Here is a 24,498-nt window from a genome sequence, read left to right as displayed (position 1 = left end):
AGATGGTGGAACACGTAATGGTCGAAAAAAATGTCGCGTATAACCGGGACGCCCGGTCCGAAGGGTTCGCTGACAACGATCCTCTGGCAGAACTGGCGCGTATCGTCGGCTTCGAAGATCGTCCTTCGCATGCGGGTTCCGAGGCTCAGCCATCGGTTGCCCGCCGCGAACCCGAATTTAACCTCGAAGATGAGCTTCTGAGGGAATTCGAGGTTTACGACGCACCGCACGCCGATCCAGTCGTTCTTGATCCGGCAAACGATGTTCGTGCGGGCATCCACCCCAACGACTTCATGCAGCGTGTCGAATCGGTTTTCGCCCGCCGCGAGCCCGAGCTTGCACCCGCACCTGCACCCGAGGTGAGGGAAGAGCGGCTTCCCGAGGTCGACCAGGCCTATATCCATAATTACGTGGAAACATCAGCTCAGCAGGACATCCGCGCGGACTTCCGTGACGATGCCGGCGCCGTCGCCGAAGTTTTCGATGTGCATTCCCGCCAGCCGCGCGCCGCTGAGCCTGTGGTTTACCAGCCGCCCGCCCAGCAGGTCGCATGGGAAGAGCCGCAGGCCGTTGAAACGGCAGAGCCCGAATGGCACGCCATGCCGGAGCTTCCGGCCGATGTTTCGAGCAATGTTGCTTTTGCCGGTCAGGCCTATGCGCCGGAACCGCAGGCTTTTGATCTTGCCGATGAGGTAGAGATCGCGGTTGCCGAGGAAGCGCCCGCGCCGGTTTCCGTGCGTCCGCCTTCGCATGGCGGCCGTTCTTCGCTCGAATTTTCCAGCCTGCGCCTGCCGCTTGCCAATTTCGGCGCGCGCCGCGATGTTTCCGCTGTCGATCCGAGAAGGGTCGAGGCGCGCTCCGAACAGCCGCCTGTCGCGACCCGGATGGAACCGCAGATCGAGCCACAGATCGAGCCCGCGCCGGCACCTGCCGTCATTCAGGCGGAAGAGACAGCACCTGCCTTTGCACCCTCGGTTGCGGAAAGCTTCACGCCTGCCGAGCAGCCTGTGACGCCTCCGGTTGCTCAAAGGCCGGCTGCGACCAATCTGTCGCCGATGGATGAGCTGATCTACGACGTTGCGAAATATTCCATTCCCGGTCGTGGCGAAGAACCTGTCGTGCAGTCCGCGCCTGTCGTTCAGGCCGCAAAAATCGAACCGCCGGTGATTGCCGCAACGCCAGTTGTCGCAACGCCAGTTGCTGCGGCTCCCGCACGGGCGACGCCGGTTGCCCCCGCTGTATCCCCGGCTCCTCTTCAGGAGCCGGATTTCACGGATTTTGCCGGTTTCAACGATGATGATTTCGAGCTGGCGCTCGACGATCTCGATCTTGATCTCGACCTGTCGGAAATCGCCGAAGCCGAAGTTGCTCCTGCGCCCGCGCCGCAACCCGTTCGCCAGCAGCCGGTCGCTCCGGTGGCGGCTGCCGCGCCCCAGCCGGTGAGGGAACAGCCTGTTCCGCAACCACGCGCCGCAACCGTTGCCGCTCCCATCGCGGCAGCAGCTGCGCCCGTTCAGCCGCGTCCGGCTGTCGCTGCGCCGCAGCCGGCAGCGCCGCAGACGCTGGAAAGCCTGCCTTTCGATCCTTCGCAGATCGGTGAAACGGAAGAACACCCGGAAACCATCATTGAAATGGATGTTCCGGAACTGCCGGTCGGGGTTTTCGAACCCAAGCCGGCGCCGCGCCGTCACGAGGAAGACCTCGATATCGATACCGAGCTTGCGACGCTGTTTGCGCCTGCAGTTGCCGGTGGTCTCGACCGCCATAAACACGCGGAAAACCGCGCTGCCGCTCCGCAGGCGCGCGCCGCGCAGGCTCCTGATGACGCCGATGAATTCGAGCGGGCTCTGGAAGAGGACTTCCGCCGCTCCATGCAGGAAGCTGCGGCTTCCCGTGGCAATGCGTCGCGCGATGCCGAAAATACCTATGTCGATCATCAGGCGGCCTATCGCGATGAAGATGAACGCGGCGGTCGCCGCTGGATCATGCCGGTGGCCGCCGCAATCGGTCTGGTGCTGATCGGTGGCGGCGTCTACGCGCTGATATCAGGCGGTTCGTCCGGTACCGGTTCCAATGGTGCGCCGGTCATCATCTCCGCCGATAACGACCCGATGAAGGTCGTGCCGGAAAATCCGGGCGGTCGCGTCGTGCCAAATCAGGACAAGGCGGTTTATGACCGTGTTGCCGGCGGCAGCGCTGCCGATCCGAAACAGCCGGCGCTGATTTCCAGCAACGAACAGCCGGTGGATGTGGTTCAGCGCACGCTGATCCCGGAACAATTGCCGCTGGAAGGCGAAAACGACGGGGATATGGAAGCGACCGGCACGCCGGTTGGCGAAACCGAAGATCCGCGCCTGCTTTCTCCGGAAGAAAAGGCTGCTCAGAACGAAGGTTCTGGCGCGACCGGCGTTTCGCCGCGCAAGGTCCGCACCATGATCGTCAAGCCGGACGGCACGCTGGTCGCCCAGGAAGTGGACGCACCGGCAGCCCAGCCGCCAAAGGCCGACAAGGTTGCAGAGCTTGCCGCACCGCAGACCGCCAAGCCGGGTGAGGGCGCTCCCGCCGTCATCGCCGCTTCGCGGGTTCCAGTGGCGCCCGAGCAGGCTGCAAAGCCGCAGGCCAACACGCCTGCTGCCGCTGCCACGCCAACCTCACAGTCGCAAGCCTCGCAGTCGGCAGCACCGCTTCCTTCGGCGCGTCCGTCTGCCCAGCCCGCCAATGTGGTGGCAACCGTTACCAACCAGGGTAATGTCCGCCCGGCGACTGCCGCTCCGGCCCAGCAGCAGACGGCTGCCGTGGCACCTGCGACAACCAGCACGTCTTCTGCCGGTGGCTACTACATCCAGATCGCGTCGCTGCCGAGCCAGGCTGAGGCCCAGAAGTCCTACCAGAACATGTCGGCCAAGTTCGGCTCGGTCATCGGTGGACGCGGCGTCGACATCAAGGCCGCTGAAATTGCCGGCAAGGGCACGTTCTACCGCGTCCGCATCCCTGCGGGTGACAAGAACGAAGCCGTGGCGCTGTGCGAGAAGTTCCGCTCGGCCGGCGGCAGCTGCCTGGTGGCACGCTGATAGCGGCCGATCTGGCTTCGTAACGATTGGGGCTGCCGCATGAGGCAGCCCTTGGAGTATTTGGAGCTTCCACCACACTCTCCATCATCCTCGGGCTTGACCCGAGGACCCATAACCCGGAGCGATGGATCCTCGGGTCAGGCCCGAGGATGACGGCGGAGAGGTTGTCGGACGATTTTCGCAATCCCGATGGCGCAGTCTCCTTACCCTTACCCCTCTTTTCCCTGCGAGCGTGACACCATGACCGATTGCAAAGCCATGATCCTCGGATGCAGCGGGCTTTCGCTGACCGCCGACGAGATTGCCCTTTACCGTGACCAGCAGCCGTGGGGCTTCATCCTGTTCGGCCGCAATATCGGCGAGCCGCAACAGATTGCCGATCTCGTCGCATCCATGCGTGATGCCGTCGGGAGGCCAGATGCGCCGGTGTTGATCGATCAGGAAGGCGGGCGCGTTCAGCGCATCAAGCCGCCGATCCTGCAGGCCTATCCAAATGCCCGCATTCTCGGTGAAATCTACGAGCGCGACCGCGAGAGAGGCCTGCGCGCCGCCTGGCTGATGTCGCGCCTGCATGCCTTTGACCTGATGAAATTCGGCATCAATGTCGATTGCCTGCCGGTGCTTGATGTGCCGGTGGAAGGCGCCAGCAATGTCATCGGCAACCGCGCTTATGGCTATTCGCCGACCATGGTGGCGCAGATGGGCCAGGCGGCTGCCGATGGGCTGAAGGCCGGTGGTATGTTGCCCGTCATGAAACATATGCCCGGCCACGGTCGCGGCATGGTCGATTCGCACCATGAATTGCCTGTTGTCGATGTGCCGCTTGATGAACTGGACGACCATGATTTCGTGCCGTTCCGGGCGCTTAACCGCGAATTGATGGCGATGAGCGCACATCTGGTGTTCAACGCCGTTGATCGCGAACGCCCGGCGACTACCTCGGCGAAGGTGATCGAGGAGGTCATTCGCGGTCGGATCGGCTTTGACGGGCTGCTGATGTCCGACGACAGTTCCATGAATGCGCTGAAGGGCACGCTTGGCGAACGGGCTGCGAATATTGTTGCTGGTGGCTGCGATATAGTCTTGCATTGCAACGGCGTGATGGGTGAAATGCTTGAGGTTGTGAAGGAAGTTCCCGTTCTTTCCGGCCGTTCGCTGGAGCGGGTTCGGGCTGTGGAGGCGGGTTTCCCCGCTGCTGACGCCTCCGACGAAGCTGAACTGAGAGCTGAATTCAACGCCATGTGGGCCGTTTCCTGACGATCGGGCGGCGGTCACCCACTCGGGATCACAGGCCGGATGCCCGGCGGATGGAACAATGGCCGCAGACAAGTCTCGCAATTCAACGCCGATGGACAAGCTCTGGCAGGATGTGACGCCGGAGCGGCTGACGGGTGAGGCCGGGCTGGTCATCGATGTCGCGGGTTTCGAAGGCCCGCTTGATCTTCTGCTGCATCTTGCCCGCACGCAGAAGGTTGATCTGTCGCGCATTTCGGTGCTGGCCCTTGCCGAGCAATATCTGCAATTCGTGGAAAGTGCGCGCCGCGTGCGCATTGAGCTGGCCGCCGATTATCTTGTGATGGCGGCCTGGCTCGCCTTTCTGAAATCCAAACTACTCATTCCGCAGCAGGCAAAGGATGACGGCCCTTCGGGCGAGGAAATGGCCGCGACGCTGGCCTTCCGGCTGAAACGTCTGGAGGCGATGCGTGAGGCGGCCGAAAGGCTGGTCAACCGCGCCCGGCTTGGCCGCGACGTTTTCGCCCGTGGCGCACCGGAGCATATTCCGCATATCAATCGCTCGGCTTATGAGGCGAACCTCTACGATCTTCTGAGCGCCTATGCCAATCTGCGGCAGAGGCAGGCCATCACCCAGGTCACCATTGAAAAACGGCAGGTGTGGTCGCTGGTGGAGGCGCGTGAGCTTCTCAACAGCCTCCTCGGTGATGTCGGTGAATGGACGGTGCTCGATCAATATCTGCTGCAATATGTTCCGGATCCCGCCATGCGGGTGACGGCCATCGCCAGCGCCTTTGCCGCCTCGCTGGAACTGGTGCGCGAGGGATCGTTGCAAATCCGGCAGGAGGGGGCTTTCCAGCCCATCTATATGCGCCGGGGCACAAGGGACGAGCGCGGAGCCAGTGCCGGAGGGACCGATAATGACGAATGACGACGAGACCGGCGAGGCAATGATCGCGATAGATGGGGTGGAACCCGAACCCACGGTGTTTTCCGAGCGTCAGCTGAAGGAGGCTGAGCGAATTGCCGAAGCGCTGGTTTTCGCCTCGGCCGAGCCGGTTTCCATCGGTTTCATCGCCGAGCGTCTGCCGCGCGGCATGGATGTCGTCGCCATTCTGCACGCGCTGAAGGCCGCCTATGGCGACCGTGGTGTCAATCTCGTGCAGGTGGGCGGGCAATGGGCGTTCCGCACGGCGGGCGACCTTTCCTTCGTCATCCGCACGGAGGAGAAGGAGCCGAAGAAGCTGTCGCGCGCAGCGCTGGAGGTTTTGGCGATTATCGCGTATCATCAGCCGGTGACACGCGCCGAGATCGAGGAAATCCGCGGCGTGCAGACCTCACGCGGTACGCTCGACGTGCTGATGGAGGCGGGCTGGGTGCGTTTCCGCGGTCGCAGGCGAACGCCGGGCCGGCCGGTGACGATCGGCACCACCGTGGAGTTTCTCGATCATTTCGGCCTTGAGGAGTTGCGGGATCTGCCGGGCCTTGAGGAGCTGAAGGGAGCGGGACTGCTTTCGGGCCGTATCCCGTCCAATTTCGGTGTGCCTCTGCCGATGATGAGCGACGAGTTGCGTGAGGATGAAGACCCGATCACGCAGCTCGATCTGGAGGAACTGGGCCTGCTTGCACCGGGCGGTGGTGATGGTGACGATTGATATCGTCATAGGCCCACGCGATACACGCGAAAAGTTTATGGGCACGGCCCGTCTCAGCGACGATTTGTCGTTTGAAAAAGCCTTTCAAACGTCTTACATCGTCTAAAAGCGAAATTCAGGAGTTGCAGTTATGGGTTCTTTTAGTGTGTGGCATTGGCTCATCGTGCTGGTGATCGTTCTCGTCCTTTTCGGACGCGGCAAGATCCCCGAATTGATGGGTGATGTCGCGAAGGGCATCAAGAGCTTCAAGAAGGGCATGGCTGACGAAGACCAGACGCCGCCGCCGGCAGATGCCAATGCGAAGACCGTCGACCACAAGGCTGACGAGATCAAGTAAGCGGCCTGTTCCGTTTGGTGTGAGACTGGCGTTAGGGTCTCGGGAGCATATTGATGTTAGATATCGGCTGGAGCGAGCTTCTGGTGATTGCGGTCGTGCTGATCGTGGTCGTCGGACCGAAAGACTTGCCGCCCATGATCCGCGCCTTCGGCAAGACGATGGCCAGCCTTCGCAAGATGGCCGGGGATTTCCGCACGCAGTTCGATGAGGCCCTGAAAGAGGCCGATATGGACGATGTGCGCCAGACGATTTCCGATGTCCGCAATCTCAACCCCACGAATTCCCTGCGCGATGCGATGAGCCCGCTTCGCCAGCTGGGCAATGAGATCAAATCCGACCTGCAGAAGGCAACGGCGGCACCCGATGGCCTGTCCTCCACTGCCGCACCGGCGACGAGCGAGCCGGTCGCCCCGCTCGTGAGCACGCCGGAGCCGGAAATGAAGCTGCCGGATACGCCGCCCGTCGTCGCTGCCGCAGCGGCACCGGTTGCCGCCGCCACGGAAGAAAAGCCGAAACGCGCCCGTGCGAAATCGGTTGCGACCGTCGAAGCCGAAGCGGTTGTCGCCAAGCCGAAACGGGCCGCCCGGACCAAAGTGGCCGCAACGCCGGAAGCTGTTGCTTCCGCGATGACTAGCGAAGCCGCCGTTTCGAAGACGCCTGTGAAGGCTGTCGTCAAAAAGGCAGCGACCAAGAAGACCGAGGCTGACAGGCCGACGGCGGTGGCCGACGCCAAGCCGGTCAAAGCGGCAAAAACAAAGGCTGTGAAGCCGAAAAAGGATGAAGCATGAGCGGGGATACCGAAGATAAGCCGCAGCCGCTTATCGAGCACCTCATGGAGTTGCGAACCCGGCTGATCTGGTCGCTCGGCGCATTTTTCGTCGCTTTCATCGCCTGTTTCGCGGTTGCCAAGCACCTCTTCAACCTGCTTGTCATTCCCTACAAGTGGGCCGTGCTCTGGGCGGGGCTGGATGTGACAAAATCGTCGCTGATCTATACCGCGCCGCAGGAATTCTTCTTCACGCAGATCAAGGTCGCGATGTTCGGCGCGATGGTCATCTCCTTTCCGGTGATCGCCTCGCAGCTCTATAAATTCGTCGCACCCGGTCTCTACAAGAACGAACGCGCCGCCTTCCTGCCGTTCCTCATCGCGTCGCCGATCCTTTTCCTCATCGGTGCGGCGCTCGTCTATTTCTTCTTCACGCCCATGGTCATGTGGTTCTTCCTCGCCATGCAGCAATTGCCTGAGGATGGCGAGGTGGCGATTTCGCTGATGCCGAAGGTGTCGGAATATCTGAGCCTCATCATGACGCTGGTGCTGTCCTTCGGCCTTGTGTTCCAGCTGCCCGTCGTCACCACGCTTCTGGCGCGTGTCGGGCTTCTGACCAGCGACTGGCTGCGTGAAAAACGCAAGTTTGCCATCGTCATGGCCTTTGTGGTCGCGGCCGTGCTGACGCCGCCAGACCCCATGTCCCAGATCGGTCTTGCGCTGCCTGCGATCATTCTCTACGAGATTTCCATCTACATGGCTCGACTCGTGGAGAGGAAACGTGCGGCGGAATCCAAAAGCACGGAGCTGGAAGAGACCTGAGCCTTTGCGAAGGTCTACCCCGCTCACAAATCTCTCCGCGCCGGGCCTTTGCCCGGCGTTTTGCTGAGGGCATGCAACAACGGTCTGGAACGACGATGCACGACATTAAATGGATACGCGAAAACCCCGAAGCCTTCGATGCGGCTCTTGCACGCCGAGGTGCTGAGCCTGCCGCCAGCGGCCTGATCGCCCTTGATGAAAAACGCCGTTCCGTCATCCAGTCCCTGCAGGACATGCAGTCCCGCCGCAATGCCGCCTCCAAGGAAATCGGCGCCGCCATGGCGCAGAAGAACATGGAGCTTGCGGAGAAACTGAAGGCAGAAGTCGCCGACATCAAGGAAAACATGCCGCGCGCCGAGGAGGAGGACCGTCAGGTCACCGCCGAGCTGAACGACGCCCTGTCGCGCCTGCCGAACATGCCCTTCGACGATGTGCCCGATGGCAAGGACGAGCACGACAATGTGGTTACCCGCGTGGTCGGCCAGAAGCCCGGCTGGAACCATGAGGCCAAGGAGCATTTCGAGATCGGCGAAGCGCTCGGTTACATGGATTTCGAGCGCGCCGCCAAGCTGTCGGGTTCGCGTTTTACCGTTCTGACCAGCCAGCTGGCGCGGCTGGAGCGGGCGCTCGGCCAGTTCATGATCGACCTGCACACGACGGAACACGGTTATACCGAAGTTTCCTCGCCGCTGATGGTTCGTGACGAGGCGATGTTCGGAACCGGGCAGTTGCCGAAGTTTTCCGAGGACCTGTTCAAGACCACCGACGGCCGGTGGCTGATCCCGACGGCGGAAGTGACGCTGACAAATCTCGTTTCAGGCGAAATTCTCGAGCAGGAAAAACTGCCGTTGCGTTTCACCGCGCTCACACCGTCCTTCCGCTCGGAAGCGGGTTCTGCCGGCCGCGATACGCGCGGCATGCTGCGCCAGCACCAGTTCTGGAAATGCGAACTCGTCTCCATCACCGATGCGGAAAGTGCTGTTGCCGAGCATGAGCGCATGACGGCCTGCGCCGAAGAAGTGCTGAAGCGTCTCGGCCTGCATTTCCGCACCATGACGCTATGCACCGGCGATATGGGGTTTGGCGCACGCAAGACTTACGATCTGGAAGTGTGGCTGCCAGGCCAGGACACCTATCGCGAAATTTCGTCCTGCTCGGTCTGCGGCGATTTTCAGGGCCGGCGCATGAATGCGCGTTATCGCGGCAAGGACGACAAGGCGACGAAGTTCGTTCACACGCTGAACGGTTCAGGCACGGCCGTCGGCCGCTGCCTGATCGCGGTTCTCGAAAATTATCTGAACGAGGACGGTTCCGTCACAATTCCTGACGTGCTGTTGCCCTATATGGGCGGTCTGAAGCGCATCGAGAAGGCGGCCTGAGAATTACACTATCGTCATGCCGGACTTGATCCGGCATCCAGCCAGCCCAAGTCCTTGGGCTGAAAAGAGTCCTTCCCGCCGCGCAGACGCGCGTCGGCTGGATGCCGGATCAGGTCCGGCATGACGGAGGAGAGGATGCTTCGTCCCCTGCGACATGAAAGCGGAGAGAGAAAACATGCGGATTTTGCTGACCAATGACGACGGTATCCACGCTGAAGGGCTGGCGGTGCTGGAGCGTATCGCCCGCACGCTGTCCGACGATGTCTGGATCGTCGCGCCGGAAACCGACCAGAGCGGCCTTGCTCATTCGCTGACGCTTTCCGAACCGCTGCGTCTGCGAAAAGTTTCCGACAAACATTTCGCGCTGCGTGGCACGCCGACCGATTGCGTCATCATGGGCATTCGCGAGGTTCTGCCTGAGAAGCCAGATCTCGTGCTGTCAGGCGTTAATGCCGGCGCCAACATGGCCGATGACGTGACCTATTCCGGCACGATTGCCGGCGCCATCGAAGGCACGCTGCAGGGCGTGCGTTCCTTCGCGCTCAGCCAGGCCTTCAGCCATGCCGATGGCCGTGTCGTGCCGTGGGAAGTCGCCGAAACCTATGCGCCGGATCTTCTGCGCAAGCTGATGGATGTCGATCTGCCTGATGGCACGTTCCTCAACCTCAATTTCCCCAATTGCGCGCCCAAGGATGTGCAGGGCGTTTCCGTGACCGGGCAGGGCAAGCTCGATTTTGGCCTGACCGTGGAAGAACGACAGGACGGTCGCGGTTTCCCCTATTACTGGCTGCGCTTCGGCGAACGTCTCGGAACCTTCCGCGAAGGCACCGATATCCATGCCCTGAAGCATGGCAAGATTTCGGTCACGCCGCTTAAGCTTGACCTGACGGACTACACGGTGAAGGATCGGGTTGCGCAAGCACTGGGATTCGGAGTCGCCGATTGAAATCCGCAATGGTCGAAAAGGAAGGTTTTGCCGCTCTGGTTCTCCGCTTAAGGGGCGAGGGGATTTCCGACCTTGATCTTTTAACGGCGGTCGAGCAGACGCCACGCTCCAAATTCGTGCCGCCGCAATTTGCGGCCGACGCCTATTCCAGCCGCACGATCCCGATCGATTGCGGTGCCTTCATGGAAGGCGCCGACATGGCGGTGAAGATTCTTGCCCGCCTGCAGCTGAAACCCGGCCAACGCGTGCTGGAAATCGGCACCGGCAGCGGTTTCATGACGGCGATCATCGCTCGCCGGGTGGAGCGGGTGTTTTCGCTGGAGCGTTACAAGACGCTGGTGCAGCAGGCGCAGAACTGTCTCGATGACCTTTCCATCCGCAATGTCGTCATCCGCCAGGCGGACGGCAGCAACGGGCTTGTGGGCGAGGGCACCTTTGACCGCATCGTCTCCACGGCTGCCTTCACCACCATGCCCCGCTTCTTTGCCGAGCAGATCGTTTCGGGCGGAATGATGATCGCGCCGATCATCGTTGAGGGTGATCGCTGCGTGATGACCCGCTTTTCCAAGACCGGCAGCCGCTTCGAAAAGGAAGAGCTGTTTGAGGCGCCTTATCTGCCGCTCAGCACCCATATTGCCCGGCATTTGTAACAAAATGAAAATTTTGAAGACGGTTTATTTTAGTCTTCTAAAGTTCTGAATTTCCGTAACTAACTGATTTTCAATATCATTGTTGTTCAATCGTGACGCATCCGGTTTTCGTCATGGTTATCGAAGTGTCAAAAAAGCGCCAAACGGCTTAACGTTTTAACGGCGTGGTAACACTAACGCGCTTTAATCATAAACATCGACGCATGGTTTTCCCCACCTCGGGAAATGGGCCTTGCAAGAAGTGAAATTTGTGCCGGATCGGTCTCGATGCGGCGGGTTGGCGTCAGTGTAGATCGAGTCATGCGTATGAGACATTCGTCTAAAATCGGAAAATCAGTCGCAAAAATGTTCGCAGCGGCATTGCTGGCAAGCGTCGCAACGGGCTGTAGCTCGGATGCAACGCGGTTCGGCGGCCTCTTTTCCAGTGGACCGGATCAGATGACCACGGCGTCAATTCCAGCCCGTCAGGGCGGCGGTGCTTATGCGCAGGCCCCGGTTCCGCAGGGCGACATGAATGGCGGTTACGCCTCTGCTGCACCGCAGGGCGGTTACGCCAACCAGAACATGGCGGGCAATTCCTATCCGCAGTCCGGCGGTTACGGCGGCGGCATCCAGCCTTCCACGGCCCGCTCGGCTTCGGCCTCTCCGGTGCAGCGTTCCGAACTGTCGGCGCCGTCGGCAGTGGCAAGCCGCGATCCGTCGACGCGCAACGAAGCCATGGCCCAGCCTTTCCCATCCGCGCAGCGACAGGCAGCTCCGTCTCTGGCCGCGCCTGCTCGCCAGGCCGCAGCACCCGTTACCGACAATCTGACCACCGCAACCGTCCGTTCCGACAAGAATGGCTGGCATACGGATGGCGCTTCTTCGGTGACGCTGCGTCCGGGCGAAAGCATCACCACCATTTCCAATCGCTACGGCGTTCCGGAAAAGGAACTGCTGCGGGTCAACGGTCTGAAAACCGCGTCGTCCGCGCAGGCTGGCCAGTCGATCCTCATTCCGAAATTCGGCCAGGTGCGCAACGCCGCCAAGGATGCCGCCGGTAATATCGCGCTGAACCGCAATGGCGACCAACCGACGCCGCTGCGCAGCCCCGAGGGCAATGTGGCCGTGCTGCCGTCGCAGGCTGCTGCTCGCGACAAGGTTGCCTCCGAGGCCGGCAAGCTGACGCCTCCCGGCGGCAAGCCGCTGCCGCCGACCGGTGGCTACAAGGTTCAGCCGGGCGACAGCCTTGCGAAGATCGCCCGTGAAAACGGCGTCTCGGTTGCAGCGCTGAAGGCCGCCAACGGTCTTTCCAACGAGAGCATCCGTGTCGGCCAGACACTTTCCATGCCGGGCGCCGGCACTGACAATGTCAAGACGGCCTCCGTTCCCGCCAAGGAAGCGGCCAAGGCAGTCGAGACCGCATCCGCCAAGCCGGAGCCCTACAAGGCCCCTGCCGCTGCTGCCGCGACTGTACCGGCCGCGCCGGCTGCCACGGCAAGTGTCAGCGATATCGAAAAGAAGTCCGACATGGCTTCTCTTGCGCCTGAATCCACGGGCATCGGCAAATATCGCTGGCCGGTTCGCGGCGCAGTCATCAACAATTTCGGTGACAATGTCGAAGGCAGCCGCAATGACGGCATCAACATCTCGGTTCCCGAGGGTACGCCGATCAAGGCCGCTGAAAACGGTGTGGTCATCTATGCCGGCAACGGTCTGAAGCAGCTCGGCAACACGGTGCTGGTGCGCCATGACGACGGCAAGGTCACTGTCTACGGCAACGCCGCCAATCTCGACGTGCAGCGTGGCCAGAAGGTCCAGCGTGGCCAGACCATCGCCACCTCGGGCATGACCGGCAGCGCCAAACGTCCGCAGGTTCACTTCGAAGTTCGCAAGGATGCGACACCGGTGAACCCATCAGGTTTCCTTGAATAGGTATTGCGTCTCAAGGAATGATGAAGCCGGGTGAAGAGCCCGGCTTTTTCATTTTTGGGGGGGATGCAAACGTCTCCACATATTCGACGTCCTCCTCGGGCTTGACCCGAGGACCCATGGTGCGCGGAGTTGTGGATCCTCGGGTCAAGCCCGAGGAGGACGGATGAGAGAGTGCGGCCGAGACAGAAACGGCCCCGTTTCCAATGCCAGTTTACCCTCTCACCAACCCGACCGTCTTCTCGATGAAGTCGGCAATCGTTGCGGTATCATCGAGATCGAAAACGGGCAGGTTCGTGTCCGCCACTTCATGATCGGCGGCAATCGCGATGATATGTGGATCGAGCGGCGCAAGCGGTTCGGTTTTCATCGCCTCCAGCCGGCGCGCCTCGATCTTCGGCACCGGCTCATATTTGTAGCCTTCTATCAGCACGAGATCGCAAGGGGCGAGGCGGGAGAGGATGTGCTCGAAGGACGGTTCCCGTTCGCCGCGCAATTCATGCATGATGGCGAAGCGGGTGCCGGAGACGATGGTGACCTCATGGGCGCCGGCTTGGCGGTGACGCCAGCTATCCGCACCCACCTTGTCGATATCGAAATCATGATGGGCGTGCTTGATGGTGGAGACGCGGTAGCCGCGTGCTGTCAGCTCGGTGACGATGCGCACCGCAAGGCCGGTCTTGCCCGAATTTTTCCAGCCGGCAATGCCAAAGACCTTTTGTGTCGTCATGGTTCCAGCTCCATCTCTTTGTTTCAACGCATTGTCCTGATGCAAAACCGCTGTGCACCTTTACTGGAAATGCTCCAGATAGCTACGCGCCAGCGCCAGCTCATCCGGCGTGTTGATGTTGAAGAATGGATCGAGGCTGCCCTTTGCCGTTTCAAGCGGCGGAAAAGCCACGCCGATGGTGACGTGCCGGGCAAGATAAGCGCGGATGCGGCGGTTCGCATCGTTCCTCAGCCACTCCTCCAGATCGTCGGCAAGCGCCACCGGCCACAGCGCGAAGACGGGGTGAAGCTGGCCGCTGGAGGCGGCAATGATGATCGTATTGTCCGATACGTGTTCGCAAAGCCGGGCGACGAGATCGTCAGGAAAGAACGGGCTGTCGGCAGGCGCCGTCAGGAAATGGCTGCCGGCAGCCTCGCGATTGCGGAAGTGCCGCATGCCGGCCAGAACACCTGCAAGCGGACCGGCATGGCCGTTCAGCGTATCGGGCAGCAGCGGCAGGCCGAAAGTGCCCGCCCAGCCGCCCTTGTCATGGGTCGCGGCATTGATGGTGACATCCGAGACCTGCGGCGAAATGCGGCGCACGACGTGGGAAAGCAGCGGTGCATCGCCCAGCATCACCATTGCCTTGTTGGTGCCCATGCGCCGCGACAGGCCGCCGGCGAGCACGAGACCGGGTATCCGATGGGGAAGGGCGCTCATTGCCGCTGTTCCTGCAGCCTTACGACATAGGTGGTGAGAAGGGCGACAAGGCCGGTCGCCAGCATCACCATGAGGAGCGGCCAGGTTCCATCTTCTTTTGAGAGGACCGATGAGGCAAGCACGGAAAGGGCGGCACCGCCACCGATGGTCATCGCGCCGCCGAGACCCGAGGCGGAGCCGGCCAGATGCGGCTGGACGCTGACCATGCCGGCATTGGCGCTGGGCAGTGTCACGCCGTTGCCGACGCCGATCAGGGCAAGCGGCACGAAGAACGCATAGGCGCTTTCCGCCCCGGCGGAAATCAGTGTGATGGTCGTGGCGATGCCGGCAAGGGCGATGACGTTGCCCGACAGCATCATGCGGGTGATGCCGATCTGGCTGGCATAACGGCCGGAGACAAAATTGCCGAGCATGTAACCACTGGCCATGAAGAAGAATTGCAGGCCGAGCATGGCCGGCGCAAGCCCGTAAAGCACGCTGCCGACGAAGGGTGCGCCGCCGAGGAAGGAAAAGAACATGCCCGATGAGAAGGTCGAGGTCAGCGCATAACCCCAGAACAGCGGCGAGCGCAGAAGTTCCGGCCAGGCGTGGAACTGCTGTGAAAAACTCGCTGATTTATTGTGGTTGGTTTCGCCGAGATCGAACCAGGCCAGCGCCAGAATGCCGACGCCGAGCAGGGCAAGCAGCGCGAAGCTGGACTGCCAGCCGGAAATGTCGTTGAGCAACCCGCCGACCGTGGGACCGACCATCGGCACCACCGACATGCCCATAGTGACATAGCCGATCATCGAGGCGGCCTGTTCCATCGGCACCATGTCACGCACGATGGCACGGGCCAGCACGAAGCCGGAAACGACGGCCGCCTGTGCCACCCGCCCGATCATGAAGACGGTGATATTCGGCGCCAGCATGCAGACCAGCGTGGCGACGATCATGATCGCGATGCTGGCAAGCATGACGGGCCGGCGGCCGAAGAGATCGGAGAGCGGGCCGATAAGCAGTTGCAGGCAGGCGGTGGCGGCGAGGTAGCCTGAAACGGCAAATTGCATCACGGCATAGTCGGTCTCGAAATAGAGCGCCATGGCCGCAAGCGAGGGCAGGAACACATTCATGCACAGCGCCGCGACGCCGGCGATGACGACCAGCGTGATGATATGGGGTGGGGTGGTCCGGTCGAGAAAACGGCCGCTTTTCATCTCATTCTCCCGCCTCTTCCGTAACGGCAGTTTTCGTTACGGAAGCCGGCCGCACCGTGGTCGCAGCCGTTGGTGTCGCGGCTGCGCGCTTGGCCATCTGCGAACGCTTGCGCAGGCTTTCGCGGTAGAACGTATAGAGGCCTGAACCGATGACGATCATGGCGCCGATGATGGTGAAACTGTCGATCTTTTCGTTGAAGAAGAACACACCGATCATGAAACCCCAGAGCAGGCCGGTATAACGGAACGGCGCGACGAAGGAGATTTCGCCTGATCTCATCGCAAGAATGATCGCCTGATAACCGACCAGGACCAGAATGGCGGAAGCGGCGAGATGCGACACGATCGTGACGTTCATCGGCTGCCAGCCGCCGAAAGGCACGATCAGCAGACCGCCCACCGCCATGTTGACCGTGGCGGTGATGACGGTAATGGCGAGCGAGGGCACATCGGCATACATTTTCCGGGTCAGGAGATCACGTGCGGCGGTGACGGCCAGCGATGCGACGACCAGCAATGCACCGGGCGTGAAACCTTCCGGGCCGGGTCTGATGATGACGAGCACGCCGATGAAACCGACGATGATCGCCACCCACCGCCGCCAGCCGACCGGCTCGCGCAGGAACAGCGCCGCACCCAGCGTCACCACCAGCGGCAGGGACTGCAATATGGCCGAGGCATTGGAAAATTCGATGAGGCCGAGTGCAGTCAGATAAAGCACGGCTGCAGTCACTTCACAGAGACAGCGCAGGATGATGATGGGGCGCATCAGGGTTTTCAGCGGCCGCAGCGCGCCGAAATGCCGTGCGGCGATGTAGATCAGCACCACGGTCATGATGCCGCGCACGAACATGATCTGGCCGGTGTTGATATAGGGTGTGACGGATTTCGTCAGGGCGTCGTTGGCCGTGAAGCTTGCCATGGCGAGCGCCATGAAAAGCGCGCCGCGCGTATTATCCGTCAATGCCATTCCATACGATCCCAGACCATGCGCAGTTTTACCCTGATCGCCCTTTCAGACGGTTTCGGGCGGCCTCGCGGGCGCGACGACGCATTCCTCCATGTAAAGAGACGTGGCACGGAGGCGTCGGCAATTCAACCGTTTATATGGGTGGGTCGACGAGAAAGAGGTTCAGCCGCCGGTCAGCCGCCCGTCACGCTCATATGGCGGGCGACCGCGGGGCGTTTATGGGTGCGGTCGATAATGAAATCGTGTCCCTTCGGCTTGCGCAGAAGGGCTTCATCTATGGCGCTGGAAAGATAGGCGTCGCTGTCGGAAGCGCGCAGCGCCGTGCGCAGGTCGGCGGCATCGTCCTGGCCCAGACACATATAGAGCGTGCCGGTGCAGGTGAGGCGGACACGGTTGCAGCTTTCGCAGAAATTATGGGTCATCGGCGTGATGAAACCGAGCCGGCCGCCGGTTTCCTTCACCGTCACATAACGGGCGGGGCCGCCGGTCTGGTAGTCGCTGTCGATGAGCGTGAAGTTCTTTTCCAGATCGGCGCGCAGCTGCGACAGCGGCAGGTAGCGGTCGGTCCGGTCTTCCTCGATCTCGCCCATCGGCATGGTTTCGATGACAGTCAGGTCCATGCCGCGACCATGGGCAAAACGCATGATATCGGCAATTTCGGTGTCGTTGAAGTCCTTCAGCGCCACGGCGTTGAGCTTGACCTTGATGCCTGCGGCCTGTGCGGCATCCAGCCCTTCCATCACCCGGTCGATATCGCCCCAGCGAGTGATCTGGCGGAATTTATCGCGGTCGAGCGTATCGAGCGAGACGTTGATGCGCTTCACGCCGCAATCGGCCAGCTCATCGGCATATTTGGCAAGCTGCGAGCCATTGGTGGTCAGCGTCAGCTCCGTGAGCGCGCCGGTGCGCACGTGGCGGCCGAGGTTCCTCACCAGCGACATGATGTTCTTGCGCACCAGCGGCTCGCCACCGGTGAGCCTGAGCTTGCGCACGCCGCGCGTTATGAAGACGGAACAGAGACGGTCGAGCTCTTCCAGCGTCAGAAGGTCTTTCTTCGGCAGGAAGGTCATGTGTTCGGACATGCAATAGGTGCAGCGGAAATCGCAGCGGTCGGTGACTGAAACGCGCAGATAGGTGATGGCGCGGCCGAAGGGATCAATCATCGGTGCGTTGTTTTCCGTCAGGAATTGCGCTTTTTCAAGCGATCCGGGGAAACTGTTCACGTCTCCATCCTCTTTGCGCGATGCGCCTTTCAAATGATGTAGTGGCTTGCCTATCGTGAGGCAAGTCCGTAATTTTGACGCATATTATGAGCTTACGGAAGTGAAAAATGAGTGATGTCTGGCCGACCGAGCTGCTTGTGTCGAAAGACCGGCGGGAATTGACCGTTTCCTTTGACGATGGAAGCGTTTACCGGCTCCCCGCCGAGATGTTGCGGGTGCTTTCGCCCTCGGCGGAAGTGCAGGGCCACGGGCCCGGACAAAAGGTCACGGTGCCCGGCAAACGCAATGTCGCCATCCGCTCAATGGTCGCCACCGGCAATTATGCGGTTCGCATCGTTTTCGACGACGGCCATGACAGCGGTATCTACACCTGGAAATATCTGAGGGAACTGGGCGAAACCGGCGACGCACTGTTTGACGATTATCAACGGCAGCTTGCTGAAAAAGGCTTGAGCAGGGAGCCGCTATCCCGGTAGAGAAAACATGGAGGTGGATGACCTCGCGATGATAATGACAAAGACTTGAGAAACCCGTGCGTTTGGCAAAATGGTGGCATCCGCACTTCGTCACCCCGGACTTGATCCGGGGTCCAGCGCGATCAAGTCTTTGATCGCAAAAGACTCGTTTTTCACGGCGCAGACGCGCCGTGGCTGGATGCCGGATCTAGTCCGGCATGACGGAGGAAGGTTCTTACGCTTTGCCGGCAATCTGGCGAGGGGGCACTCTCGTTTTATCAACTTCAGCGGGGTGGCGTGTGGCTGTCGAAGCGAACGGAAATGATCTGGCCCAGGTGGTCGTGTTGTTGGCGGCAGGCGTTGTCGCCGCGCCGATTTTCAAGCGCATCGGCCTTGGCTCGGTGCTGGGTTATCTGGCCGCCGGCCTGGTGATCGGGCCTTATGGGCTCGGTTTTTTCTCCGATTCGCAGGCCATTCTGCATATAGCGGAACTCGGCGTGGTGATGTTCCTGTTCATCATTGGCCTTGAAATGCAGCCGTCGCGGCTGTGGTCGATGCGGCAGGATATTTTTGGGCTCGGGGCGCTGCAGGTGCTGGTCTGTATGGCGGGCCTGACATTGATCGGAGTTGGTCTCGGCTTTCCCGTCATCATGTCCTTTGTCGCCGGCACAGGTTTCGTGCTGACCTCAACGGCGATCGTCATGCAGATGCTGCAGGAGCGCAACAGCATGTCGAGCCTGAAAGGCCAGCGCATCATCGCCATCCTGCTGTTTGAGGATCTGGCCATCGTGCCGCTTCTGGCGCTTGTCGCCTTTCTCGGCTCGGGCGGCGAACATGTGACGCCCTCTGAACGCTGGATTTCCGTGGGCATCGCGCTTGCCGCCGTTGGCGCGCTCATTCTTGCCGGGCGTTATCTGCTCAACCCGTTCTTCCGGCTGCTCGCCGCCTCCGGTGCGCGTGAGGTGATGACGGCCGCCGCCCTGCTGGTGGTGCTGGGTTCGGCGCTGCTGATGCAGGTCAGCGGGCTTTCCATGGCCATGGGCGCCTTCCTTGCCGGCGTGCTTTTGTCGGAATCCTCCTTCCGGCATCAGCTGGAAGCGGATATCGAGCCGTTTCGCGGCATTCTGCTTGGCCTGTTTTTCCTCGGTGTCGGCATGGCGATCGATCTTGCCGTCATCGCGTCCAACTGGCAGCTGGTGGTCGTCAGTGTCGCGGGCTACATGCTGCTCAAGGGTTTTCTCATCTATGGCGTGGCGCGGGCGCTCGGCACCACGCGCCGCGAGAGCCTGGAGCGGGCGGTGCTGATGGCGCAGGGCGGCGAATTCGCCTTCGTGCTTTATTCCGCCGCCGTCAGCGCCGGCATTCTCGACCGGGAGGCCAACGCCATCCTGACGGCGACCATCATCATTTCCATGGTGCTGACGCCGCTGATGGTCATTCTGCATGACCGGCTGGTGCCGGCTGCGGTTCCCAATACCGATGATCTCGATGTGCCTGAGAATGTCGAGGGCAGCATTCTGCTGATCGGCTTCGGGCGTTTCGGCCAGATCGTCAGCCAGCCGCTTCTGGCGCGGGGATACACGCTGTCTCTCATCGACAAGGATGCCGAATTCGTACGCGATGCGGCTGAGTTCGGTTTCAAGGTCTATTATGGCGACGGATCGCGGGCGGAAATCCTGCATGCGGCGGGCGCCAGCACGGCGCGCGCCGTTCTCATCTGTGTCGACGACAAGGATGCGGCGGTGCGGATCGCGGAGATCGTCAAGCACGAATTCCCGCTGGTTCCGGTTCTCGCCCGCGCCTATGATCGTGGCCACGCCATCGATCTTCTGAAGGCCGGCGTGGATTACCAGATCCGCGAGACGCTGGAATCGGCGCTGAATTTCAGCGAGGAAGTGCTGGGCGCCATGGGCGAGGAGCGCGAAGACGCTGCCCGTCTGGTGGAGGAATTCCGTGACCGCGACGAGGAACGTTTCGCCATGGAAGTTGTCGGCGGCATTTATGCCGGCCGTTCGCTGATCCGCGGCAATGCCCAGCCGGCCGATCTCGTCGCCGCGCGCACGGCACGCGAGCGGGCGGAACGGGAAAAGGCGGAAGCGTCGGAAGAGTAAATGCCCTTCCGGCAGATGAAGCAAATTTCGAGGGATTGAGGCGAATATGACGATCATTCGTACTGTTGAGGAACTGAAGGCCATCTATGACGGCACGAGCGAAGCCTCGGTTGCGAAGGTGACGGCCACGCTCACGGCGGAATACCGGCTGATGATCGAGGCGTCACCCTTTCTGGCGCTGGCGACGGTGGGGCCGGAAGGCATGGACTGTTCACCGCGTGGTGACAAGGGCGGTGTGGTGCGGGTAGCGGATGACAAGACCGTGCTGCTGCCGGACTGGCGCGGCAACAACCGTGTCGACTCCCTTCTCAACATCGTGCGTGACCCACGGGTGGCGCTGATGTTCCTCATTCCCGGCTCGAATACGACGATGCGGATCAACGGCCGCGCCGTAGTTTCGGTTGATCCGGAGCTGCTGCAGAGCTTTGAGATGGACGGCAAACATCCGCGCACCGTTATCGTGGTGACGATTGGTGAGGTCTATTTCCAGTGCGCCCGGGCATTGATGCGTTCGGAACTGTGGAACCCGGAACACTTCGTCGAACCGGCGTCGCTACCCACCCCGGGTGTGCTGCTGAAAGCCGCGAAAGCGGAGTTCGATCAGGAAACCTATGACCGCGAATGGGCGGCGCGGGCGGCGGCTACGATGTGGTGAGGCGCCATGCCGAAGCGACCATCGGGGCTGCTAAGCAAGGCTTTGCAAGGCTCACGCCATTGGCGAAAAAGGAGCATCCGTAGCTCGTCACCACGCCGGCCTTGAGCCACTGCTGTCCGGTTTAAATTTTCGAGTGCCGTCTATAGCATTGATTTTCAATGCTGTTCAGACGCATCCCAGCTTTCTGACATGAATGAAGTATGTGCGTCATCCGATGAATGGCAAACCTCGCCAAGCGCTCTGACGTCATCCTCGGGCCCGTCCCGAGGATCTGCAACGTCCTGATTTTGTTGACGTGTTTAGATCCTTGGGACAAGCCCAAGGGTGACGTCGAGAAAAATACGCAACGTTCACCATTAACTTACATGCCACCAGGTCCGGCATGACGGAGAAGATGTCTCCGGCTTTTCATCATTCACGTCCGGTAAATCAGCCAGTTCTTGCCGGTATAGTTCTTCTGCATGCCGTCCTCGTAAAAGACGGAGCGGTTTCTGCCGGTTTCCTTGGCGTGGTAAAGCGCCGTGTCGGCATGGCCATAAAGCTCTCCCGGATTGTTGGCCTGCGAAGCGGAGGCGAAACCGATGGAGATCGTCACCGTGCCATAATCGGCGCCGGATCTTGAATTGCGGAAGGGGGTGCTTTCCAGCGACAGGCGGATGCGCTCGCACATCACCATCACTTCCTCCGGCGTATTGCCGTCGAGAATGATCGCGAATTCCTCACCGCCGCTTCTTGCGACGAAACCGTCCTTGCGGACATTGGCGCGGATGACCGAGGCGACGGTTGCCAGTATCTTGTCGCCGACCGGATGGCCGAACGTATCGTTTATCCGCTTGAAATGGTCGATATCGAGCAGCACCAGCGACGTATATTGCAGGCCGATGGAGCCGTCGTAGACGGAAGCCAGCCGGTCATCGAAGGCGCGGCGGTTGGAAAGGCGCGTCAGCGAGTCGGTATTGGCGATGCGCTTATATTCATCCAGCTCCAGGCGGACCTGGTGCATTTCTTCGGCATGGCGATTGACGTCGTTGAACGCCTTTTCACCGTCGGTGATCTTTGTGCCCGTGGCTTCGGCCAGCAACAGGATCGCATTCTTCAGAATATTGGTGCTGGAGGCGTTCTTGTCATCGATGCGCTGGCGCGTTTCGCCAAGTATCCTGTTGTAGTTCTCGATGGAGGATTGTTCCCGCCGCAATGTGCCCAGCAACGCTTCCAGTTCACGCCTGAGCTTTTCATGCGCGTCGTCGATTGCCCTGACCGGATTGCTTTCGCCGTGGCGCGTGGACAGTTCGTCCAGATCCTCCTGCGTGGCCCGGCTTCCAAGTGCCGCCAGATCCTTCGTCAGCGCCGGGTTCGAGCCGATATAGGCTTCGTAGAAAAGGCTGTAATTACGCGGGATCGGCGAAACACCCATGCTCCGCATGGCGTAGGCAATCTGCCCGGCAATGTCGGGTCCCGTTGTTTTGGGCGTGGATGCCGTGTTCATCAAGAAACTCCAGTGAGTCTGCTTATAGACAATGATTATTATTATGCGGGCTGTTTTGGAAAGCTTAATTTATGGAAAACTAATTTTTGTTCCCGGAAATTCCATTTTCGCTGATTTTTATCTTATTTAATTGATAATTATAAGTAATTTTCATTTTTAGAAATTTCCGGAGTTTTTTCCCTCTACTATTCGCCTTGGTGACAGCATCGTATTTATTCTGTCAATCCCGATAACGCTTTTCGAGTGATTTATTTTGGCACAGCAATACAGGATGCTAGGAAGGGAAACGTCGGGTCGGGGCATTTTTCAATTCGGCAAGACATGGCCTATAGGCGGAAAATTTCGCCGCTCATGTCTAAACGCAAGAATCTTACAGTTTTTATTTGATGGTCTCAACGCCGGACGGCGCGGTTTGCGCCGGTATTGGGATGATATCTGTCGAGCTTTTGAAACAGTGTACCGTTTTGATCCGGCGGCTCTCGGGCGGCGTCAGGTCCTGAGCTTTATAACCGGGCATTCCGTGCCTGCCGGTGCTTCCGGCGCATGTGGCGGACGTATGATCAGGACGTCGGAATGGGCAAGGATGTTCATCATCGATGAATCCTGTTTGGCATAGGCTTCCGCTACGCGTTCACCGCTGTCGTCGGTGCGGAGACGGGCGCGAAGATAATCCTGCCGATGGTCATTGGCCTTTAGCGGCGCTGCGGTCCTTACAGTAACTTTGCGTTCCAGAGGCGCGCGGCGGGCGATCCTGCGGATCAGCGGTTCGAGAAACAAGAGGCTGCAGACGAGGCTGGCGACTGGGTTTCCGGGCAGGCCGAGAACCTGCATCGTGCCGATCGCGCCGACCATCAGCGGCTTTCCGGGGCGCATGGCGATGCGCCAGAAATCCAGCTGCATGCCTTCCGCCTTCAGTGCCGCCTGCACGAGATCGTGGTCGCCGACGGAGGCGCCGCCCAGCGTCACCAGCACATCCACCTTGGCTGCGACGGCCTTGCCGATGGCGGCGCGGATCAACGTATCGTCATCGGCAATGATGCCGAGGTCGAGAATATCGGCGCCCGCCTGACGGGCGAGGGCTGCGACGCCGAAAGTGTTGGAGGCGATGATCTGAGCCGGGTTCGGCGTGCTTCCCGGCGGCAGCAATTCGTCGCCGGTGGCGAGGATGGCGATGCGCGGCTTGCGGTAGACGGCAAGTGTGGCGTGGTTCATGGCCGCTGCAAGTGTCAGGTCGGTGAAGCCGAGTTCGCGCCCGGCTTGCAGAACCGTTTCGCCCTGCGCAAAATCCTGCCCGCGGGGGCGAATGTGTCTCCCGGCGGTGACTTCGAAGGTGGTGCGGATCTTGCCGCCTTCCAGCACTTCCGCATCTTCCTGAATGAGGATGGTATCGGCTCCCTCAGGCACGGGCGCGCCGGTGAAGATGCGCACTGCTTCGCCTTCACCCAGATTGCCGGTAAAAGCATGGCCGGCAGCCGCCTGGCCGATGACGGTCAGGACTGAACCGATCTCAGGGGCATCGGCGCTGCGCAGCGCGTAGCCATCCATGGCCGAGGCGTCAAAAGGCGGCTGGGTGAGGTGCGCCGCCAGATCGGCCGAGAGGACGCGGCCGTCACATTCGGCAAGCGGCAGGGTTTCGCTACCGGTTACCGGAACCGCCGCTTCCAGAAGGCGCCTTGTGGCATCATCTACGGGCAGCAGCGGTTTCATTCAGCTCTCCTGCCGGCGAAAATCACCGGATTTGCCACCGCTCTTTTCGAGCAGGCGGATATTGACGATTTCCATCGCCTTGTCGGCGGCCTTCGCCATGTCATAGATCGTCAGGCAGGCGATGGAAACGGCGGTCAGCGCCTCCATTTCCACACCGGTCTTGCCCGACAGTTTCACCATGGCCTGGACGCGCAGGCCGGGCAGGGCGGTATCTTCGGTAATGTCCACCGCGACCTTGGTCAGCATCAGCGGATGGCAGAGCGGGATGAGATTGGCCGTCTGTTTGGCGGCCATGATGCCGGCCAGCCGGGCGGTGCCGATGACATCGCCCTTCTTGGCGTTGCCGTCGCGGATGAGCGCCAGCGTTTCCGGTTTCATCTTCACGAAGCCTTCGGCGACGGCGACACGGATGGTTTCCACCTTGTCGCCGACATCGACCATATGCGCCTCGCCGCTGGCATCGATATGGGTGAGCTTCTGGCCATCGCTCATCGGG

The 24,498-nt window shown here is 60.8% G+C and carries 22 protein-coding genes; 14 read left to right on the top strand and 8 right to left on the bottom strand.

Annotation, left to right across the window (positions count from 1 at the left end; translation table 11 throughout):
• Positions 1–17 precede the first annotated feature (17 nt).
• The 11 genes from CFBP6623_RS07315 to CFBP6623_RS07265 all read left to right on the top strand — a co-directional run bounded on the left by CFBP6623_RS07315 (position 18) and on the right by CFBP6623_RS07265 (position 12,773).
• Positions 18–3,071 (top strand): SPOR domain-containing protein, encoded by a 3,054-nt coding sequence (locus tag CFBP6623_RS07315; RefSeq protein ID WP_046798328.1) that lies wholly within the window; start codon positions 18–20, stop codon positions 3,069–3,071.
• A 240-nt stretch (positions 3,072–3,311) separates the two neighbouring features.
• Entirely contained in the window at positions 3,312–4,328 is a 1,017-nt protein-coding gene (gene nagZ, locus CFBP6623_RS07310) for a beta-N-acetylhexosaminidase (protein ID WP_046798329.1), read from the top strand.
• Between the two features lie 58 nt (positions 4,329–4,386).
• Complete coding sequence (locus CFBP6623_RS07305; RefSeq protein WP_046798330.1) at positions 4,387–5,235, top strand: segregation and condensation protein A; 849 nt, start codon at positions 4,387–4,389, stop codon at positions 5,233–5,235.
• Positions 5,225–5,959: an SMC-Scp complex subunit ScpB gene (gene scpB / locus CFBP6623_RS07300; RefSeq protein WP_046798331.1), complete on the top strand. Its 735-nt coding sequence runs from the start codon at positions 5,225–5,227 to the stop codon at positions 5,957–5,959. The genes CFBP6623_RS07305 and scpB overlap by 11 nt, the downstream gene beginning before the upstream one ends.
• Before the next feature lie 130 nt (positions 5,960–6,089).
• A complete protein-coding gene (locus CFBP6623_RS07295) occupies positions 6,090–6,296 on the top strand; it encodes a twin-arginine translocase TatA/TatE family subunit (RefSeq protein ID WP_046798332.1) in 207 nt (68 codons plus the stop codon).
• Positions 6,297–6,349: 53 nt separating this feature from the next.
• The gene (gene tatB, locus CFBP6623_RS07290; protein ID WP_080842057.1) at positions 6,350–7,084 is read left to right on the top strand and encodes a Sec-independent protein translocase protein TatB; all 735 of its coding nucleotides are present in this window, start codon (positions 6,350–6,352) and stop codon (positions 7,082–7,084) included.
• A complete protein-coding gene (tatC, locus tag CFBP6623_RS07285; protein ID WP_046798334.1) occupies positions 7,081–7,884 on the top strand; it encodes a twin-arginine translocase subunit TatC in 804 nt (267 codons plus the stop codon). Before tatB ends, tatC begins: the two co-directional genes overlap by 4 nt.
• A 95-nt stretch (positions 7,885–7,979) precedes the next feature.
• Complete coding sequence (gene serS / locus CFBP6623_RS07280; RefSeq protein WP_046798335.1) at positions 7,980–9,263, top strand: serine--tRNA ligase; 1,284 nt, start codon at positions 7,980–7,982, stop codon at positions 9,261–9,263.
• A gap of 175 nt (positions 9,264–9,438) precedes the next feature.
• The gene (gene surE / locus CFBP6623_RS07275; protein WP_046798464.1) at positions 9,439–10,209 is read left to right on the top strand and encodes a 5'/3'-nucleotidase SurE; all 771 of its coding nucleotides are present in this window, start codon (positions 9,439–9,441) and stop codon (positions 10,207–10,209) included.
• Positions 10,206–10,859: a protein-L-isoaspartate(D-aspartate) O-methyltransferase gene (locus CFBP6623_RS07270; RefSeq protein ID WP_046798336.1), complete on the top strand. Its 654-nt coding sequence runs from the start codon at positions 10,206–10,208 to the stop codon at positions 10,857–10,859. Before surE ends, CFBP6623_RS07270 begins: the two co-directional genes overlap by 4 nt.
• A gap of 345 nt (positions 10,860–11,204) precedes the next feature.
• Positions 11,205–12,773: a peptidoglycan DD-metalloendopeptidase family protein gene (locus tag CFBP6623_RS07265; RefSeq protein ID WP_046798337.1), complete on the top strand. Its 1,569-nt coding sequence runs from the start codon at positions 11,205–11,207 to the stop codon at positions 12,771–12,773.
• A gap of 211 nt (positions 12,774–12,984) precedes the next feature.
• Here CFBP6623_RS07265 and mobB read toward each other — a convergent pair whose 3' ends face one another.
• The 5 genes from mobB to moaA all read right to left on the bottom strand — a co-directional run bounded on the left by mobB (position 12,985) and on the right by moaA (position 17,588).
• Positions 12,985–13,500, bottom strand: a complete 516-nt coding sequence (gene mobB, locus CFBP6623_RS07260; RefSeq protein ID WP_046798338.1) for a molybdopterin-guanine dinucleotide biosynthesis protein B — start codon at positions 13,498–13,500, stop codon at positions 12,985–12,987.
• 60 nt (positions 13,501–13,560) lie between these two features.
• Positions 13,561–14,199, bottom strand: a complete 639-nt coding sequence (mobA, locus tag CFBP6623_RS07255) for a molybdenum cofactor guanylyltransferase MobA (RefSeq protein WP_046798339.1) — start codon at positions 14,197–14,199, stop codon at positions 13,561–13,563.
• Positions 14,196–15,395: a multidrug effflux MFS transporter gene (locus CFBP6623_RS07250; RefSeq protein ID WP_046798340.1), complete on the bottom strand. Its 1,200-nt coding sequence runs from the start codon at positions 15,393–15,395 to the stop codon at positions 14,196–14,198. The genes mobA and CFBP6623_RS07250 overlap by 4 nt, the downstream gene beginning before the upstream one ends.
• 1 nt (position 15,396) lies before the next feature.
• Entirely contained in the window at positions 15,397–16,365 is a 969-nt protein-coding gene (locus tag CFBP6623_RS07245; RefSeq protein ID WP_046798341.1) for a DMT family transporter, read from the bottom strand.
• A gap of 173 nt (positions 16,366–16,538) precedes the next feature.
• Positions 16,539–17,588: a GTP 3',8-cyclase MoaA gene (gene moaA, locus CFBP6623_RS07240; protein ID WP_046798465.1), complete on the bottom strand. Its 1,050-nt coding sequence runs from the start codon at positions 17,586–17,588 to the stop codon at positions 16,539–16,541.
• A 107-nt stretch (positions 17,589–17,695) separates the two neighbouring features.
• On the opposite strand from moaA, the gene CFBP6623_RS07235 reads away from it, so the two are divergent.
• The 3 genes from CFBP6623_RS07235 to CFBP6623_RS07225 all read left to right on the top strand — a co-directional run bounded on the left by CFBP6623_RS07235 (position 17,696) and on the right by CFBP6623_RS07225 (position 20,809).
• Entirely contained in the window at positions 17,696–18,064 is a 369-nt protein-coding gene (locus tag CFBP6623_RS07235; protein ID WP_046798342.1) for a gamma-butyrobetaine hydroxylase-like domain-containing protein, read from the top strand.
• 278 nt (positions 18,065–18,342) lie between these two features.
• Entirely contained in the window at positions 18,343–20,154 is a 1,812-nt protein-coding gene (locus tag CFBP6623_RS07230; RefSeq protein WP_046798343.1) for a monovalent cation:proton antiporter-2 (CPA2) family protein, read from the top strand.
• A 46-nt stretch (positions 20,155–20,200) separates the two neighbouring features.
• Positions 20,201–20,809: a pyridoxamine 5'-phosphate oxidase family protein gene (locus CFBP6623_RS07225; RefSeq protein ID WP_046798344.1), complete on the top strand. Its 609-nt coding sequence runs from the start codon at positions 20,201–20,203 to the stop codon at positions 20,807–20,809.
• A 415-nt stretch (positions 20,810–21,224) separates the two neighbouring features.
• Here CFBP6623_RS07225 and CFBP6623_RS07220 read toward each other — a convergent pair whose 3' ends face one another.
• The 3 genes from CFBP6623_RS07220 to moaC all read right to left on the bottom strand — a co-directional run bounded on the left by CFBP6623_RS07220 (position 21,225) and on the right by moaC (position 24,494).
• The gene (locus CFBP6623_RS07220; protein ID WP_080842060.1) at positions 21,225–22,295 is read right to left on the bottom strand and encodes a GGDEF domain-containing protein; all 1,071 of its coding nucleotides are present in this window, start codon (positions 22,293–22,295) and stop codon (positions 21,225–21,227) included.
• A 489-nt stretch (positions 22,296–22,784) separates the two neighbouring features.
• Complete coding sequence (gene glp / locus CFBP6623_RS07215) at positions 22,785–24,002, bottom strand: gephyrin-like molybdotransferase Glp (protein WP_046798346.1); 1,218 nt, start codon at positions 24,000–24,002, stop codon at positions 22,785–22,787.
• The gene (gene moaC, locus CFBP6623_RS07210; RefSeq protein ID WP_046798347.1) at positions 24,003–24,494 is read right to left on the bottom strand and encodes a cyclic pyranopterin monophosphate synthase MoaC; all 492 of its coding nucleotides are present in this window, start codon (positions 24,492–24,494) and stop codon (positions 24,003–24,005) included. It lies immediately after the preceding gene.
• Positions 24,495–24,498 lie beyond the last annotated feature (4 nt).

It is taken from the genome of Agrobacterium tumefaciens (genome assembly GCF_005221385.1).
Lineage (GTDB): Bacteria > Pseudomonadota > Alphaproteobacteria > Rhizobiales > Rhizobiaceae > Agrobacterium > Agrobacterium tomkonis.
Note: the sequence above shows the minus strand (reverse complement) of the source record. Positions and strands in the feature narration are given on the sequence as shown.